The sequence below is a fragment of the Cupriavidus sp. MEYA8 genome (assembly GCF_059278825.1).
This window is the reverse complement of sequence record NZ_CM181221.1, coordinates 1,284,804-1,299,320: the sequence shown is the minus strand read 5'-3', so window position 1 is coordinate 1,299,320 and position 14,517 is coordinate 1,284,804. Positions and strand designations below refer to the sequence as shown.

Here is a 14,517-nt window from a genome sequence, read left to right as displayed (position 1 = left end):
GTGTGTCGATGGAGTCCAGTGTAGGGTTGGCGCCCTTGACTGTCATATGCTTATATATCCGCCTGCCTTAACATCAGGTTAATGCCATGAAAATGAACCTGCGCCAGATCGAAGTCTTCCGCGCGGTGATGCTGACCGGATCGATCAGCGGCGCATCGAAGCTGCTCTATGTGTCGCAACCGGCCATCAGCCGGCTGATGTCGCACACGGAACAACGGCTCGGCCTCGAACTGTTCCGCCGCACCAAGGGGCGGCTCTACCCCACGCCGGAAGCGCGGCGGCTGCTGGGCGAAGTCAATGCGGTCTATGAAGGGATCGAGCGCGTCAACGAGATCGCCGAGGATCTCGCCGCCAACCGGACCGGCAGCCTGCGCATCACATGCAGCCCCAACCTGGGGCAGACCGTGCTGCCGCGCGCGATCGCCAGCTTCCGCGCCGCGCACCCGGCGGTGCGCGTGGTGGTGCGCACGCAGATCCCCGGCAACATGTTGCGTGCGCTGCTATCGGGACAGGTGGACCTGGCGGTGTCGAACATGCCGCTGACGCACCCCAACCTGGAGGCGCGGCTGCTGGTGAAGAACGAGATCGTGGCGCTGGTGCCGGTGGAACATCGGCTGGCCACGCGCAAATGGGTGCGTCCCGCCGACCTGATCGGCGAAGACCTGATTGGCTATGGACCCGATGTGCCGTTCGCGCTGCTGGTGCACGAGATGTTCGGCAACGATGGCGACCAGCCCGACATGCGGGTACAGGTGGAGCAGGCCCATGTGGCGCGCGCGCTGGCGCAGGCCGGTGCCGGCATCGCGCTGGTCGATGCCATGACGGTATTCGGCGCGAACTGGCCCAATATCGTCGCCGTGCCGATCCGCACCAGGGTCAATGCCTCGGTGCAGATCTTCCATGTGCAGACGGAGCCGCTGTCGCGGCTGTCGCTGGAGTTCGTGGAGACGCTGACGGGGATGATGAAGCGTTGAGCCGCGGGGGCGGCTGCGGCGAGGCGTATCGGCCTCAGGCCGTGGCCGCCTTGTCCAGCCACCTCGCCAGCTGGTCCGTCACCGCGCTGCTCGAGAACGAGCAACTGTCCTGCGCAAACACCGCCGACATCTCCAGCCTGCGCAGCAGCTCTTCCATCGCCTGCCCATAGACGGGCGGCAGCGCCAGCCCGCTGCCGGCATCGCGCCACGCACGCACGAGTTCCTGCGCGGGCATGGCCCCCGCGACGTGCCGGTCCAGTGCGGCGCGCATGCGCGCCAGCGTTTCCGTGTTGGCTGCGCTCATGAACGCGCCCTCCTTTCCTTGTAGAGTTCGCGGAACGTGCGGCCCGACGGGGCCGGCATGTCGCGGGTTTCGGTCCAGCCCTTGCCGGCCATCGGCAGGCTGGTGATCAGCTTGTTGCCGCCGCCCATGCGGCCCAGCCACCAGGCACCGATGCGCGTGGCAAAGGCATACAGGTCGGGCCGCTTGGCCACGTAGCCCCAGGCCTTCAGCGCAAAGCGCTCCTGCCACGGTCGCAGGCCGCGTTCCATCTGCTTCTCGCGCAGCTTGCGCAACAGGTCCGACAGCGGGATCGAAGCCGGACAGACCCGATTGCATTCGCCGCACATGGTCGCCGCCTGCGGCAGGTCCACCGCATTCGCCAGGCCTACGTAGCTGGGCGTCAGCACGCTGCCCATTGGCCCCGGATAGACCCAGCCATAGGCATGGCCGCCGATCTTCTGGTAGACCGGGCAATGGTTCATGCAGGCGCCGCAGCGGATGCAGCGCAGCATCTCCTGGAAATCGCCACCGATCAGCCCCGAGCGGCCGCCGTCGACCAGCACGAAGTACATATGCTCGGGGCCATCGCGCTCGCCTTCGGCGCGCGGGCCGGTCAGCAGCGAGAAGTAGTTGGAGATCGCCTGGCCAGTGGCCGAACGCGGCAGCAGGCGCATGACCGTGGCCAGGTCTTCCAGCGTCGGCAACACCTTCTCGATGCCGGTCACGGCCACGTGCACGCGCGGCATCACCGTGCACATGCCTTCGTTGCCTTCATTGGTAACCACCGCGACCGACCCGGTCTCGGCGATGATGAAGTTGCCTCCGGTCACGCCCATGTCGGCCGACAGGAATTCCGGGCGCAGCACCTCGCGCGCCTCGCGGGTCATCTCCGGGATATCGGTCAGCCGCGGCTTGTGGTGAACCCTGGCGAACAGGTCGGCGATCTCGTCCTTGTCCTTGTGCACCACCGGCGCAATGATGTGCGATGGCGGCTCCGAGTCGTTGATCTGCAGGATGTACTCGCCGAGGTCGGTCTCGATGCTCTGCACACCCATCTCGCCCAGCACCTGGTTCAGGCTCATTTCCTCGGTCACCATCGACTTGCTCTTGATGACCTTCTTCACGCCGTGCTTCTGCGCGATCTCGGCGACCAGGCGCGCGGCGTCGGCGGTGGTCTCGGCGAACAGGACCGTGGCGCCGCGGCTGGTGGCGTTCTGCTCGAACGTCGCCAGCCAGACATCGAGGTTTTCGAGCGCGCGGTTGCGGCGCTCCTTCAGCGCCTCGCGCGTGGCGTCGAAGTCGATGTCGCGGATGGCATCGGCGCGTGCCGTGACGAACTTGGTCGAGAGCTTCTTCAGGTTCTGCTGCAGGCGCTGGTCGGCCAGCTTCTGGCCGGCGCGCGCCTTGAATTCCATACTGTGGACTTGCATCGTGGCGTCTCTCGTTGTCAGGCGTCGCCGGCCAGCACCTGGGCGATATGCAGCACGCGGGTCTGGCTGTCGCCGGTGCGGCGCAGCCGGCCTTCGATATTGAGGATGCAGCCCAGGTCGCCCAGCACCACCGCATCGGCGCCGCTGGCCTTGATGTTGGCGCATTTCTCGTCGACGATGGCCGTCGAGATATTGCCGTACTTGACCGAGAACGTGCCGCCGAAGCCGCAGCAGGCTTCGCAGTCCTTCATCTCGGTGAGCTGGACGCCGGGCAGGCGCGACAGCAGTTCGCGCGGCTGTTGCTTGACGCCCAGCTCGCGCAGGCCGGAACAGGAATCGTGGTAAGTGATATGGCCGGCAAAACCGGACGGCAGCGTCTCGACGCGCGCAACGTTGACCAGGAACTCGGTCAGCTCGTACACCCGTTCGCGCAGGCGTTCATAGCGGCCGTTCAGCTCCGGATCGTCGCCCAGCAGGTCACCGTAGTGGTGGCGGATCATGCCGCCGCAGCTTCCCGACGGGACCACGATGTAGTCGAACATCTCGAACTCGCGCAGGAATTTCTCGGCGAGATCCCGCGACACGGGGCGCTCGCCCGAGTTGTATGCCGGCTGGCCGCAGCAGGTCTGCGCCTCGGGCACCATGACCTCGTAGCCGGCGGCTTCCAGCAGCTTCAGCACCGAAAATCCGATCTCCGGACGCATCAGGTCCACCAGGCAGGTGGCGAACAGACCGACTCGCATTGTTGGCTTCTCCAGACCCCAAAACCCTGCAATTATGCGCGCCTTGGGCCGCGCGTGGCGCACAAGCGGTTCATCGCCGGCATGAATGCGGTGCGAAACACATCACTTTCCCAGGCGACATCACGGGGCGATTCTTACCGTAATGTCATTTCACCTATTGAAATTTTCACGATGCGAGATAGAATCAGGCAGATACTTAAAAATGCCGCAAAGCAACATTCTCTCTTTCCACTATGTCCGAAGCAGACAAGTCACCCGGCAAGACGTCCATCCAGGTCATCGAGCGCATGATGACCCTGCTGGACGCCCTCGCCCAGCACGCCGACCCGGTCAGCCTGAAAGAGCTGTCGCTGGCCACGGGCCTGCATCCTTCCACCGCGCACCGCATCCTTAACGACATGGTGGCCTGCCGTTTCGTCGATCGTTCCGATCCGGGCAGCTACCGTCTTGGCATGCGCCTGCTGGAACTGGGCAACCTGGTCAAGGCTCGCCTGTCGGTGCGCGACGCTGCGCTGGCGCCGATGCGCGCGCTGCACCGCGTGACCGGGCAGACGGTCAACCTGTCGGTACGCCAGGGCGACGAGATCGTGTATATCGAGCGCGCCTACAGCGAGCGCTCCGGCATGCAGGTGGTGCGCGCCATCGGCGGCCGCGCGCCGCTGCACCTGACCTCGGTCGGCAAGCTGTTCCTGGCCGCCGACGAGTCGGCGCGCGTGCGCAACTACGCCACCCGCACCGGCCTGGCCGGGCATACCCGGACCTCGATCACGGACCTGACCAAGCTGGAGCGGGAGCTGAACTGGGTCCGCACCAATGGCTACGCCCGCGACAATGAAGAACTGGAACTGGGCGTGCGCTGCATTGCCGCCGGCATCTACGACGACTCGCGCCGGCTGGTGGCGGGCCTGTCGCTGTCGGCCCCGGCTGACCGGCTCCAGGACAGCTGGCTGCAGAACCTGAAGGAAACCGCGCTGCAGATCTCGCGCGGCATGGGCTACGTGTCCGAAGCCGCGGCCTGAGCGCCGGCATTCGTTCGAGAGCGCGACGACGCGCGGGCCGCCAGCAATGGCGGCCCGCGCGTTTTTGCTTCCGGCATCGGGCACATTGATTCATATAGGTTTACCCTTAGTTTTCTGATAACCAGCAAACCTTATAATCGACGGCCATGCGAACCCGTGCCGTCACCCTCACCGAACAGGTCACCCGCCAGTTGCGCGCCGATATCGAAAGCGGCGCGTACCCGGTCGGCACCCGGCTGCCGACCGGCAAACAGCTCTCGGAGCAATATGGCGTCAGCGCCGCGGTGATCCGCGAAGTCACCGAGCACCTGCGCTCGCAGGGCTTTGTCGAGACGCGCCAGGGCGTGGGCTGCACGGTGCGCTCGCGGACCGGCGCGGCGGGGTTCCAGCTGCCGCGCGAGCCCGATATCGACGCCGCCGGCCTGGCTGACCTGTACGACCTGCGCATCGACCTGGAAGGCGCCGCGGCCGCGCTCGCGGCCGTGCGCCGCACCGATGACGACGTCGCCGCGCTGGCTGCGCTGCTCGAGCGGCTGCATGCCCACCTCCACGACGGGCAGCCGGCAACCGATATCGACGCGGCCTTCCATATCGGCATCGCCGCGGCGACGCATAACCCGTATTACCGCCAGTTGCTGCAGTACCTGAACCTGCAACTGCACCAGGCAGTCGCCACCGCGCGCGCCAATACGCTGCGCCAGCCCGGGCTGGCCGAAGGCGTGCAGGCCGAACATGAAGCCATCGTCGACGCGATCCGCCGCGGCGACCCCGACGCGGCCCGGACCGCCGCGGTCACCCACCTGCGGAACGCGGCGCGGCGTCTTGGCCTGACGCTGCGCGCGCGCGCCGCCAGCCCTTCCCCCGCGGAGCCCTGACACCACGGAAACACCGAACATCATGCAAACCGCTCATTTCGCCCAACGCCTCGCCGAAGCGCTCGGCCCCGACACTGTCCTGACCAACCCCGACGACATCGCTCCGTGGCTGTCTGACTGGCGCGGCATCTATCGTGGGCAGGCGCAGGCAGTGGTGCGGCCGCGCAGCGTGGAACAGGTCTCGCGCGCGCTGGCGCTGTGCCAGCAGGCGGCGGTGCCGGTGGTGCCGCGCGGCGGCAATACCGGCCTGTGCGGCGGTGCTACGCCTGACGGTCAGGCGGGCAACGTGGTGCTGAGCCTGGACCGCATGAATGCGGTGCGCTCGCTCGACACCATCGCCAACACCATGGTGGCCGAGGCCGGCTGCATCCTCGGCAACCTGCGCCGCGCCGCGCAGGAGGCCAACCGGCTGTTGCCGCTTTCGCTGGCGGCCGAGGATTCGTGCCAGATCGGCGGCAACCTGGCCACCAATGCCGGCGGCGTCAACGTGGTGCGCTATGGCATGGCGCGCGAGCTGGTGCTGGGCGTCGAAGCCGTGCTGCCCAACGGCGAGGTGTTCAACGGCTTGCGCACGCTGCGCAAGGACAATACCGGCTATGACCTGAAGCAGCTGCTGATCGGTTCGGAAGGCACGCTGGGCGTGATAACGGCGGCGGCGTTGCGGCTGTTCCCACGCACCGATGCGCGCAGCGTGGTGCTGGCGGCAGTAGCCTCGCCAGCGCAATCGCTGGAGCTGTATGAGCTGCTGTTCGCGCAGTGCGGCGCGCGCCTGCAGGCATTCGAGTTCTTTACCGGAGACTGCCTCGACCTGGTGCTGACGCACGCGGAAGGCGTGCAGGAACCGTTCGCGCAGCGCTATCCCGCCTATGTGCTGGTCGAACTGGCAGACACCACGGATGAGGATGCGCTCAACGCGCTGCTGGAGCGCGTGATCGGCGAAGCGCTGGAGCGCGAACTCTGTCTCGACGCGGCGGTCTCGGCATCGCTGGCACAGCTGCAGGCGCTGTGGAAACTGCGCGAGGAAATCTCCGAGGCACAGCGCGCCGATGGTCCGCACCTGAAGCACGACGTGTCGCTGCCGATCGAACAGATCCCGGCGTTCATGGCGTCAATGGCAAGCCGGCTGCGCGCGCTCGACCCGGCGATCCGGCCCTTTGTCTTTGGCCACTTCGGCGATGGCAATCTGCACTACAACCTGTCGCGCCCGGCAGGCGCCCCCAAGGACTGGGCAGCGGCCCAGGGCGAGGCGGTGACTGACGCGGTGCTGGATGAAGTGATGCGCTACGGCGGCAGCATTAGCGCCGAGCACGGCATCGGCCAGCTCAAGCGCCATGCCTTCCTGGCGGTCAAGGATCCGCTGGAGTTGCGGCTAATGCGAGAGATCAAGGCGGTATTCGATCCGGCCGGGATCATGAACCCCGGCAAGCTGCTCTGAGCGCTGTCGCGCTGGTAAAAAAACGCGCCGGGATCCGGCGCGTTTTTCATTGCAGGCCAGCGATCAGATACCACGCCCCTGCTGCGAAGCCAGGATCGCGTGCGCGCCGCCCGGACGCTGCGTCAAGTTAGGGGAAGAGGGAAAGCCCTGCGGGTGCTGCGACGGCGCATGCTCCAGCCAGTCCTTGACACGGTTGGCATCGGCAAAGCGCGACAGCTTGCCCGCCGAATCCAGGAACACCATCACCACATTGCGGCCCTGCACGCGTGCCTGCATCACCAGGCACTGGCCTGCCTCGGAGATAAAGCCGGTCTTCTGCAGGCCGATCTCCCAGTTGCCGCCGCGCACCAGGCGGTTGGTGCTGACATAGTGCTGCGTGCGGCCCAGCACGTTGACCTCATGCTCGGTCTGGGTCGAGAACTCGCGGATGGTCGGGTTGCGGTATGCGGCGTTGACCATGCGCACCAGGTCCATCGCGCTCGAGACATTACTGCTCGACAGGCCGCTTGAGTCGACAAAGTGGCTGTCGTTCATGCCCAGCTCGCGCGCCTTGCGGTTCATGGCCTGCACGAAAGACGGCAGCCCGCCCGGATAGTGGCGGCCCAGCGCCGAAGCGGCACGGTTCTCGGACGACATCAGCGCCAGCAGCAGCAGTTCCTGGCGGGTCAGCTGCGTACCAAAGCGCAGGCGCGAGCTGCTGTGCTTTTCGGTGTCGCGGTCTTCCTCGGTGATGGTCAGCACTTCATCCATCGGCAGGCGCGCGTCCATGACCACCAGCGCGGTCATCAGCTTGGTGATCGAGGCGATCGGCAGTACCGCCGAGGCGTTCTTCTGGAACAGCACCTCGTTGGAGCCCTGGTCCATCACCAGCGCCACGCTGGAGCGCAGCGCGAGCGCGTCATCGGTGTCGCGCAGCCCCATCGCCTCGCCCAGCGATGGCTTGGCGGGCGTGAACACGGCGCGCACCGGCGCCGCGCGATGCGCGGCCACGACCTGGCGCTTGCCGTTTTTCAGCACGATCACCTTGCGGCCGGAACGGGCTTCGCTCTTGGCAACCTTGCTGGTGCGCGACTTCGCGCTCACAGCCTTGGAAGCGGATTTTTTGGTGACTTTAGCGTTAGTTGCCTGCTTTTTAGACGCTTTTTGCGTGCTTGCGGACGTACTGGCAGCTTCGGCGACGGGAGCTGCAACCACCGACACCGACACCAGCACCGCGGCGGCAACGGCGGACAAGGGCGTGGAGCCGAAGAATCTGGAAAAAATGGAATCAGACCGAAACATGATTCGTTCAGCGCATGAGGAATGGCGCTAGTGTAGAAAATTAAGAAATTGTTAGCAAGATTAAAGACTTACAGACGCTCCTTAAAGTTCGATTTACAAACATTTCCACATGGTGGAAAAAGTTGACCACAGGTCACGTCCGCAAACGAACTACAATCGCTCCGCCTTGCTCACCCCAGTAACAATCACGGCCAATACGGCAATTCGCTCTCTATATCGGCAGCAATCGTTACACATTGATACAAACCTCTCTATGAGAGGAAACGCGCAAACCCGCTCACCGGTTCCCGTTCGGTGGTCATGCGATTTTCCGGCGCGTCCGGATCGGCAAATCCCAGCGACATGCCGCACACCACCATTTCCTCCGGCGGCAGCAGCAAGTGGCTGGCAATGATCTTGTGGAACTGCGTGAACGCCGCCTGCGGGCAGGTATCCAGCGCGCGCGCCCGCGCGGCAACCATGATGCTTTGCAGGAACATGCCGTAGTCGAGCCAGCTGCCCTGCTCCATGATGCGGTCGATGGTAAAGATCATCCCCACCGGCGCATCGAAGAAACGGAAGTTGCGCGCGTGCTGCTCATGCATGCGCGCCTTGTCCTCGCGGCTGATCTCAAGCAGGCCGTACAGGTCCCAGCCCACCTTGCGCCGTCGCGCCAGGTAGGGGTTGGCCCATTCGCGGGGGTAGTACGGGTATTCCTCCAGGTACTTGCTGTCGCGCTCGGGGTCTTCGTAAGCGGCAAGCACATCGGCGCACAACTTTGCCTTGGCTTCTCCCGACAGGACATAGACCCGCCATGGCTGCGTATTGGTGCCGGAGGGAGCGCGGCTGGCGACGGCCAGAATGTCTTCCACGGTCTCCCGCGGCACGGGCGTATCGAGAAAGGCCCGCACCGAACGCCGTGTCAGGATCGCACGATCCACGCACGCCACGGCGTCCTGCGAACCCGGTTTCATCTCGAGGGACATCTTGTTCGTCTCCATTGCCCCGCCGTCACCCTTGCGCGCCTGCGACCGCCAGCGGCAGCAGCGCCTCGCGCAGCGGCGCCGGCAGCGGTACCGGCCGGCGCGTGGCGCGATCGACATAGACGTGGATGAAATGCCCCTGCGCGGCGGCAACCTCGTTGTCGCCGCTGAACAGGCCGACCTCATAGCGCACGCTCGACGTGCCGAGCCTGGCGACGCGCAAGCCTGCGACCACGGTCTCCGGGAAGCTGAGCGACGAGAAGTAGTTGCACTGCGTCTCGATCACCAGCCCGATTGTCTTGCCCGACTCGAGATCGAGCGCACCCTGCCGGATCAGGTAGGTATTCACCACGGTGTCAAAATAACTGTAGTAGACAACGTTGTTAACGTGGCCATAGACATCGTTATCCATCCAACGTGTCGTGATCGGCTGGAAGTACGGATAGGCACTGCGCGGGTCGGCTTGTGGCTTCATGGGGCGAGCAAGGAACTGGGCAAGAACGGAAAAGGGAAACGGAGTGCGCCAGGGCAACCGTTGACGCGTTCGCGCCTGCGAAACGAACGCACCAGCGCTACCTGCGGATGACCAGTGCCACCCCTGACGCAGCAAGCACCATGCCCGCGGCGGCCAGCGGCGGGAAGCGTTCGCCGAAGAGCAGCCAGGCCATCACGGCAGTGGTTGGCGGCGTCAGGTACATCAGGCTCGACACCCTGGTTGCCGCGCCCTGGCGGAGCAGCACGAACAGCAGCGAGATGGCGCCGATGGACAGCGCCACCACCGACCACGCCAGCGCGCCGATCATGGCGGCGGTCCATTGCACGCCGCGGGTCTCGAACAGGAACATGAACGGCAGGCAGGCGAGCGCGGCGGCGCCGAACTGGATCACGGATCCCATGCGCAGGTCGAACACCGGGCAGAAGTGCTTCTGGTAGACCGTGCCGACGGTAATGCTGAGCAGCGCGCCGACCGCCAGCGCCAGGCTTGCCGGCGTCAGCGCGCTGGTGCCGAGCTTGTTGCCCACCACCAGTGCCACGCCGGCGATGCCCAGGAGCAGGCCCAGCCACTGGCGCCCGCTGATGCGCTCGCCCAGCCGCGCGGCGATCAGCGCGGTCAGGATCGGCTGCATGCCCGCGATCAGCGCCGACACGCCGGCCGGCATGCCGAGCTTGATCGCCGCCCACACGCCACCAAGGTAGCCGCCCTGCAGCAGCAAGCCCGCCACGGCAAGATGGCCGACCACGCGCCAGTCGGTATGTGTCGAGCCGGCCGCGCGCGGCAACGGCACGCCGGCCAGCAGCACGAACGGCACCATCAGCACCAGCACGCCGGCAAAGCGCAGGAACAGGAATGTCATCGGTTCCGCATACGGCATGCCGTACTTGGCAACGATGAAGCCGGTGCTCCAGATCAGCACGAACAGCCACGGCATCGCCGCCACCCATGCCGTCTGGGGGGTGCCCGCGCCCACCGCGCGGCCGGGTTCTGCCGCGGCGCTCATGACACCCCCACCAGCGTGCCGTGGCGGGCATGGTATTGCGCGGCCAGGCGCACGGTCTGCACGTGGACCGCGACCGTGTCTTCGATCTGGTTGCCGTAGCCACCGGCCATCGCCACCGCCACCGGCAGTCCGCGCGCCATGGCGGCGTCGAATACCAGTTGGTCACGCCGCGCCAGGCCGGCGAAGCTCAGTTTGAGCCGCCCGAGCCGATCGCCCTCGTGCGGATCGGCGCCAGCCAGGTAGATCAGCAGGTCGGGCGCGAAGCGGCTGAACAGCGTATCCAGTGCCGCCTGCAGCGCACTGGCATAGCCATCGTCGTCGCAGCCGTCCAGCAAGCCGACGTCGAGGTCGCTGGCTTCCTTGCGGAACGGGTAGTTTTTCTCGCCGTGCAGCGACAGCGTGAACACGGTGGGGTCGCCTTGCAGGATCGACGCCGTGCCGTTGCCCTGGTGCACGTCGAGATCGACCACCGCCACGCGGCGCACGTCGCCGTCGCGCTGTAGCACGCGCGCCGCAATGGCAGCGTCGTTGAACACGCAGAAGCCGCCTCCCTTGTCGGCATACGCGTGATGCGTACCGCCCGCGAGGTTCACGGCAACGCCTTCGCGCAAGGCCGCCCGGCACGCCTCGATGGTGGCACCGGCAGAGCGCCGCGAGCGCTCGACCATGGCTTCGGACCACGGGAAGCCGATTTCGCGCTGGCGGGCGGCATCCAGCGTGCCGGCGGAAGCGGCCTGTACGTATTCCGGCGTATGCGCCAGCAGCAGGGCATCGTCGCCGGCGCGCGGCGCCTCGGCCAGGCGCAGGCCAGGAATCTGGGTTGCGACCGTGTCGCGCAGCATGCTGTACTTGCGCATCGGGAAACGATGTCCCGGCGGCAGCGGCAACACGAAATGGTCGGCGTAGAAGGCGAGCATGGGTCGGCCTGTGCGGTTCTGTTCACGTCTTGTCGGTTTTCGCAGGCGGCGGCCAGCCGTACAGCGAGGCAAGCCGCGATGTTAGCATCGCTCACCATCCCTCGCCGCCCTGCCGAAATGCCTGCTGCGGCACAAAATCAGCGCACCGCCACAATCTTTTTGTGCGACGCACAAAATGCGCTTGACATTAAACCTGGCTTCCCTAGAATTGGAATTGTTGCGGCGCATCAAAGCATCGGGCGCGGCACACAACCACCCACACGCGCCTGGGCTGGCCGAAACGGGAAACACCGTCACGGCCCTGACATCTAGGCGGCTTATTTTTGTATTTTGCTTGACCTTGAAGTTCACCACTGGAGACCAGCAATGATCCTGACCCCGGAACAAGTCGCAGCAGCGCAAAAAGCAAACCTGGAAACGCTGTTCGGCCTGACTACCAAGGCATTTGAAGGCGTCGAAAAGCTTGTCGAACTGAACCTGCAGGTCGTGAAGACCACGTTCGCCGAAAACGTGGAAAACGCCAAGAAGGCGCTGTCGGCCAAGGACGCACAGGAACTGCTGGCCCTGCAGGCCGCAGCCGTGCAACCGGTCGCCGAGAAGACCCTGGCTTACACCCGTCACCTGTACGAAATCGCTTCGGAAACCCAGAGCGAGTTCACCAAGGTGGCCGAGGCCCAACTGGCCGAAGGCTCGAAGAACGTGCAGGCGCTGGTCGAGAACTTCGCCAAGAACGCCCCGGCCGGTTCGGAATCGACCGTGGCCATCGTGAAGTCGGCGATCTCGGCTGCTAACAACGCCTACGAGTCGGTGCAGAAGGCGACCAAGCAAGCCGTGGAAATCGCTGAAACCAACTTCCAGGCCGCTGCTTCCGCCGCCACCAAGGCTGCCCAGCAAGCCAGCGCCACGGCCCGTACGGCCACGGCGAAGAAGGCTACGGTTGCCTGATAGCTGTTTGCCTTGACGATGGACCGGCTCCGGCCGGTCCGTTGGCAAAGCGCATCGAAGCGGAAACCTGCCGGTGTGTTTTGCCAACGATGAAGGTGGTGTCCCGACCGAGGATAGCGGCACTGCCTGGTCTGCCGATGTCTCCTCGGTACCGCGGTCTCCTTGTCCAAAGGTATCGTTAAAGCCTGGCCTGCAAAGGCCGGGCTTTTTTTTGGTTTTTCTCTTTCCCGCTTGTGCAGCGCCCCGCCCTGTTGGCCCCCAGTGTGGTGGCCTCGGGCTTCTGGCGGTTAATTGCATTCTCGGGCCAAAAAAAGAACCCGCCCGGAGGCGGGTTCTGCGCTTGCTGCGGAATCCTCAGCGCTTGCGCGGCGGCGGCACGTCGGTACAGGTACCTTCGTAGATCTCAGCCGCCATGCCGATCGATTCGCCCAGCGTCGGGTGCGGGTGGATGGTCTTGCCGATATCCACCGCATCGGCGCCCATCTCGATCGCCAGGCACACTTCGCTGATCAGGTCGCCGGCGTGCGTACCCACGATACCGCCGCCGATCACGCGATGCGTTTCCTCGTCGAAGATCAGCTTGGTAAAGCCCTCGTCGCGGCCATTGGCGATGGCGCGGCCCGAAGCGGCCCACGGGAACACACCCTTGCTGTACTTGAGGCCCTGCGCCTTGCACTCGTCTTCGGTCAGGCCGGCCCAGGCCACTTCCGGATCGGTAAAGGCCACCGACGGGATCTGCTTGGCATCGAAGAACGCCTTCTCGCCATGCGCGGCTTCCGCGGCCACGTGGGCTTCATGCACCGCCTTGTGCGCCAGCATCGGCTGGCCGACGACGTCGCCGATCGCGAAGATATGCGGCACGTTGGTGCGCATCTGCTTGTCGACGTTGATAAAGCCGCGGTCGGTCACGGCCACGCCCGCCTTTTCGGCGGCGATGCGCTTGCCGTTGGGCGCGCGGCCCACCGACACCAGCACCAGGTCGTAGCGTTGCGCCTCGGCCGGGGCCTGCTCGCCCTCGAACTTTACGTAGATGCCGTCCGGCTTGGCTTCCACCCCGACCGTCTTGGTATTCAGCATGACCTTGCCGAAACGGTCCTTGTTCTTCTTTTCCCAGACCTTGACCAGGTCGCGGTCAGCGCCGCCCATCAGGCCCGGCAGCATCTCGACGACATCGATTTCCGCGCCCAGCGTGCTGTAGACCGTGGCCATTTCCAGGCCGATGATGCCGCCGCCGATGACCAGCATCTTGTTGGGCACTTCCGGCAGTTCGAGCGCGCCGGTCGAGTCGACGATGCGCGGGTCTTCCGGGATGAAGGGCAGCTTCACCGCCTGGCTGCCGGCGGCGATGATGGCCTTCTCGAAGCGGATCACGGTCTTCTTGCCGGTGCTGCGCTTGCCCTCGCCCTCGGTCAGCTCGACTTCCATATGGTGCGGGTCGAGGAAGTTGCCGATGCCGCGCACCACCTGCACCTTGCGCGCCTTGGCCATGCCGGCCAGGCCGCCGGTCAGCTTGCCGACCACCTGGTTCTTGTAGTGGCGCAGGCCGTCGAGGTCGATCTTGGCTTCGCCGAACAGGATGCCATGGGCGGCCAGCGCCTTGGCTTCGTCGATCACGGCGGCGTTGTGCAGCAGCGCCTTGGAGGGGATGCAGCCCACGTTCAGGCAGACGCCGCCAAGCGTGCTGTAGCGTTCGACCAGCACGGTATTCATGCCCAGGTCGGCGGCGCGGAAGGCGGCCGAGTAGCCGCCGGGGCCGGCGCCCAGCACCAGCATTTCGCACTGGATATCGGCACCGCCGCTATGCGTTGCGGCGGCCGGCGCAGCGGCGGCCGGTGCCGCGGCAGCCTGCGCAGGCGCAGCGGCCGGAGCCGGAGCTTGCGCGGGCGCCGGTGCAGCGGCGGCGGCCTCGGCCTCCACGGTGCAGATCACCGCGCCCTGGCCAACCTTGTCGCCCACCTTGACCTTGACTTCCACCACCTTGCCGGCGACCGACGACGGCACATCCATGCTCGCCTTGTCGGACTCCAGCACGATCAGGGACTGTTCCGTCTCGACCGTATCGCCGGCCTTGACCAGTACCTCGATCACTTCCACCGCGTCGAAATCGCCGATATCCGGCACCTTGACTTCGATCACACTCATATTTGCTCCTCA

At 65.5% G+C, this 14,517-nt stretch carries 15 protein-coding genes; 6 read left to right on the top strand and 9 right to left on the bottom strand.

Annotated features, from left to right (window positions below; translation table 11 throughout):
- Positions 1–86 precede the first annotated feature (86 nt).
- Complete coding sequence (locus AC5WJ1_RS06055; protein WP_133096810.1) at positions 87–974, top strand: LysR family transcriptional regulator; 888 nt, start codon at positions 87–89, stop codon at positions 972–974.
- A gap of 34 nt (positions 975–1,008) precedes the next feature.
- Here AC5WJ1_RS06055 and AC5WJ1_RS06050 read toward each other — a convergent pair whose 3' ends face one another.
- The 3 genes from AC5WJ1_RS06050 to AC5WJ1_RS06040 are packed head-to-tail and all read right to left on the bottom strand — an operon-like array spanning position 1,009 to position 3,430.
- On the bottom strand, positions 1,009–1,278 hold the full coding sequence (locus AC5WJ1_RS06050; protein ID WP_133096809.1) for a hypothetical protein: 270 nt from the start codon (positions 1,276–1,278) through the stop codon (positions 1,009–1,011).
- Positions 1,275–2,687, bottom strand: a complete 1,413-nt coding sequence (locus tag AC5WJ1_RS06045; protein ID WP_135705007.1) for a LutB/LldF family L-lactate oxidation iron-sulfur protein — start codon at positions 2,685–2,687, stop codon at positions 1,275–1,277. The genes AC5WJ1_RS06050 and AC5WJ1_RS06045 overlap by 4 nt, the downstream gene beginning before the upstream one ends.
- Positions 2,688–2,704: 17 nt before the next feature.
- Positions 2,705–3,430 (bottom strand): (Fe-S)-binding protein, encoded by a 726-nt coding sequence (locus AC5WJ1_RS06040; RefSeq protein WP_494476414.1) that lies wholly within the window; start codon positions 3,428–3,430, stop codon positions 2,705–2,707.
- Positions 3,431–3,663: 233 nt separating this feature from the next.
- Between AC5WJ1_RS06040 and AC5WJ1_RS06035 the strand changes: the two genes are divergently transcribed.
- From AC5WJ1_RS06035 to AC5WJ1_RS06025, 3 genes are all read left to right on the top strand, one after another.
- Entirely contained in the window at positions 3,664–4,449 is a 786-nt protein-coding gene (locus AC5WJ1_RS06035) for an IclR family transcriptional regulator (RefSeq protein ID WP_029047693.1), read from the top strand.
- A 146-nt stretch (positions 4,450–4,595) separates the two neighbouring features.
- Positions 4,596–5,324, top strand: coding sequence for a FadR/GntR family transcriptional regulator (locus AC5WJ1_RS06030; protein WP_135705006.1), 729 nt, complete (start codon positions 4,596–4,598; stop codon positions 5,322–5,324).
- Between the two features lie 22 nt (positions 5,325–5,346).
- Positions 5,347–6,759 carry an FAD-binding oxidoreductase gene (locus tag AC5WJ1_RS06025; protein ID WP_494476413.1) on the top strand — a complete coding sequence of 471 codons (1,413 nt, stop codon included), beginning with the start codon at positions 5,347–5,349 and terminating at the stop codon, positions 6,757–6,759.
- A gap of 63 nt (positions 6,760–6,822) precedes the next feature.
- On the opposite strand, the gene pbpG is transcribed toward AC5WJ1_RS06025, so the two are convergent.
- Positions 6,823–7,842 (bottom strand): D-alanyl-D-alanine endopeptidase, encoded by a 1,020-nt coding sequence (gene pbpG / locus AC5WJ1_RS06020; protein ID WP_434032915.1) that lies wholly within the window; start codon positions 7,840–7,842, stop codon positions 6,823–6,825.
- Between pbpG and AC5WJ1_RS06015 the strand changes: the two genes are divergently transcribed.
- A complete protein-coding gene (locus AC5WJ1_RS06015) occupies positions 7,808–8,071 on the top strand; it encodes a hypothetical protein (RefSeq protein ID WP_494476412.1) in 264 nt (87 codons plus the stop codon). The two genes, pbpG and AC5WJ1_RS06015, sit on opposite strands and share 35 nt — an antisense overlap.
- A 220-nt stretch (positions 8,072–8,291) precedes the next feature.
- Here the strand turns inward: AC5WJ1_RS06015 and AC5WJ1_RS06010 are convergent, their stop codons facing one another.
- From AC5WJ1_RS06010 to AC5WJ1_RS05995, 4 genes are all read right to left on the bottom strand, one after another.
- Positions 8,292–9,005, bottom strand: a complete 714-nt coding sequence (locus AC5WJ1_RS06010) for a nitroreductase (protein WP_133096803.1) — start codon at positions 9,003–9,005, stop codon at positions 8,292–8,294.
- Between the two features lie 25 nt (positions 9,006–9,030).
- Entirely contained in the window at positions 9,031–9,477 is a 447-nt protein-coding gene (locus AC5WJ1_RS06005) for an acyl-CoA thioesterase (RefSeq protein WP_133096802.1), read from the bottom strand.
- Between the two features lie 97 nt (positions 9,478–9,574).
- Positions 9,575–10,501 carry a DMT family transporter gene (locus AC5WJ1_RS06000; RefSeq protein ID WP_494476411.1) on the bottom strand — a complete coding sequence of 309 codons (927 nt, stop codon included), beginning with the start codon at positions 10,499–10,501 and terminating at the stop codon, positions 9,575–9,577.
- A complete protein-coding gene (locus AC5WJ1_RS05995; RefSeq protein ID WP_494476410.1) occupies positions 10,498–11,418 on the bottom strand; it encodes a histone deacetylase family protein in 921 nt (306 codons plus the stop codon). The genes AC5WJ1_RS06000 and AC5WJ1_RS05995 overlap by 4 nt, the downstream gene beginning before the upstream one ends.
- A 366-nt stretch (positions 11,419–11,784) precedes the next feature.
- Between AC5WJ1_RS05995 and phaP1 the strand changes: the two genes are divergently transcribed.
- The gene (gene phaP1 / locus AC5WJ1_RS05990; protein WP_133096799.1) at positions 11,785–12,363 is read left to right on the top strand and encodes a TIGR01841 family phasin PhaP1; all 579 of its coding nucleotides are present in this window, start codon (positions 11,785–11,787) and stop codon (positions 12,361–12,363) included.
- Between the two features lie 354 nt (positions 12,364–12,717).
- Here the strand turns inward: phaP1 and lpdA are convergent, their stop codons facing one another.
- Positions 12,718–14,505, bottom strand: a complete 1,788-nt coding sequence (lpdA, locus tag AC5WJ1_RS05985; RefSeq protein ID WP_494476409.1) for a dihydrolipoyl dehydrogenase — start codon at positions 14,503–14,505, stop codon at positions 12,718–12,720.
- Between the last annotated feature and the right edge of the window lie 12 nt (positions 14,506–14,517).

What these genes read in the sequence shown, in the direction of transcription:
- AC5WJ1_RS06055 (WP_133096810.1), top strand. Translation starts at nt 87, where the DNA reads ATGAAAATGAACCTGCGCCAGATCGAAGTCTTCCGCGCGGTGATGCTG.
- AC5WJ1_RS06050 (WP_133096809.1), bottom strand. Translation starts at nt 1,278, where the DNA reads ATGAGCGCAGCCAACACGGAAACGCTGGCGCGCATGCGCGCCGCACTG.
- AC5WJ1_RS06045 (WP_135705007.1), bottom strand. Translation starts at nt 2,687, where the DNA reads ATGCAAGTCCACAGTATGGAATTCAAGGCGCGCGCCGGCCAGAAGCTG.
- AC5WJ1_RS06040 (WP_494476414.1), bottom strand. Translation starts at nt 3,430, where the DNA reads ATGCGAGTCGGTCTGTTCGCCACCTGCCTGGTGGACCTGATGCGTCCG.
- AC5WJ1_RS06035 (WP_029047693.1), top strand. Translation starts at nt 3,664, where the DNA reads ATGTCCGAAGCAGACAAGTCACCCGGCAAGACGTCCATCCAGGTCATC.
- AC5WJ1_RS06030 (WP_135705006.1), top strand. Translation starts at nt 4,596, where the DNA reads ATGCGAACCCGTGCCGTCACCCTCACCGAACAGGTCACCCGCCAGTTG.
- AC5WJ1_RS06025 (WP_494476413.1), top strand. Translation starts at nt 5,347, where the DNA reads ATGCAAACCGCTCATTTCGCCCAACGCCTCGCCGAAGCGCTCGGCCCC.
- AC5WJ1_RS06010 (WP_133096803.1), bottom strand. Translation starts at nt 9,005, where the DNA reads ATGTCCCTCGAGATGAAACCGGGTTCGCAGGACGCCGTGGCGTGCGTG.
- AC5WJ1_RS06005 (WP_133096802.1), bottom strand. Translation starts at nt 9,477, where the DNA reads ATGAAGCCACAAGCCGACCCGCGCAGTGCCTATCCGTACTTCCAGCCG.
- AC5WJ1_RS06000 (WP_494476411.1), bottom strand. Translation starts at nt 10,501, where the DNA reads ATGAGCGCCGCGGCAGAACCCGGCCGCGCGGTGGGCGCGGGCACCCCC.
- AC5WJ1_RS05995 (WP_494476410.1), bottom strand. Translation starts at nt 11,418, where the DNA reads ATGCTCGCCTTCTACGCCGACCATTTCGTGTTGCCGCTGCCGCCGGGA.
- phaP1 (WP_133096799.1), top strand. Translation starts at nt 11,785, where the DNA reads ATGATCCTGACCCCGGAACAAGTCGCAGCAGCGCAAAAAGCAAACCTG.
- lpdA (WP_494476409.1), bottom strand. Translation starts at nt 14,505, where the DNA reads ATGAGTGTGATCGAAGTCAAGGTGCCGGATATCGGCGATTTCGACGCG.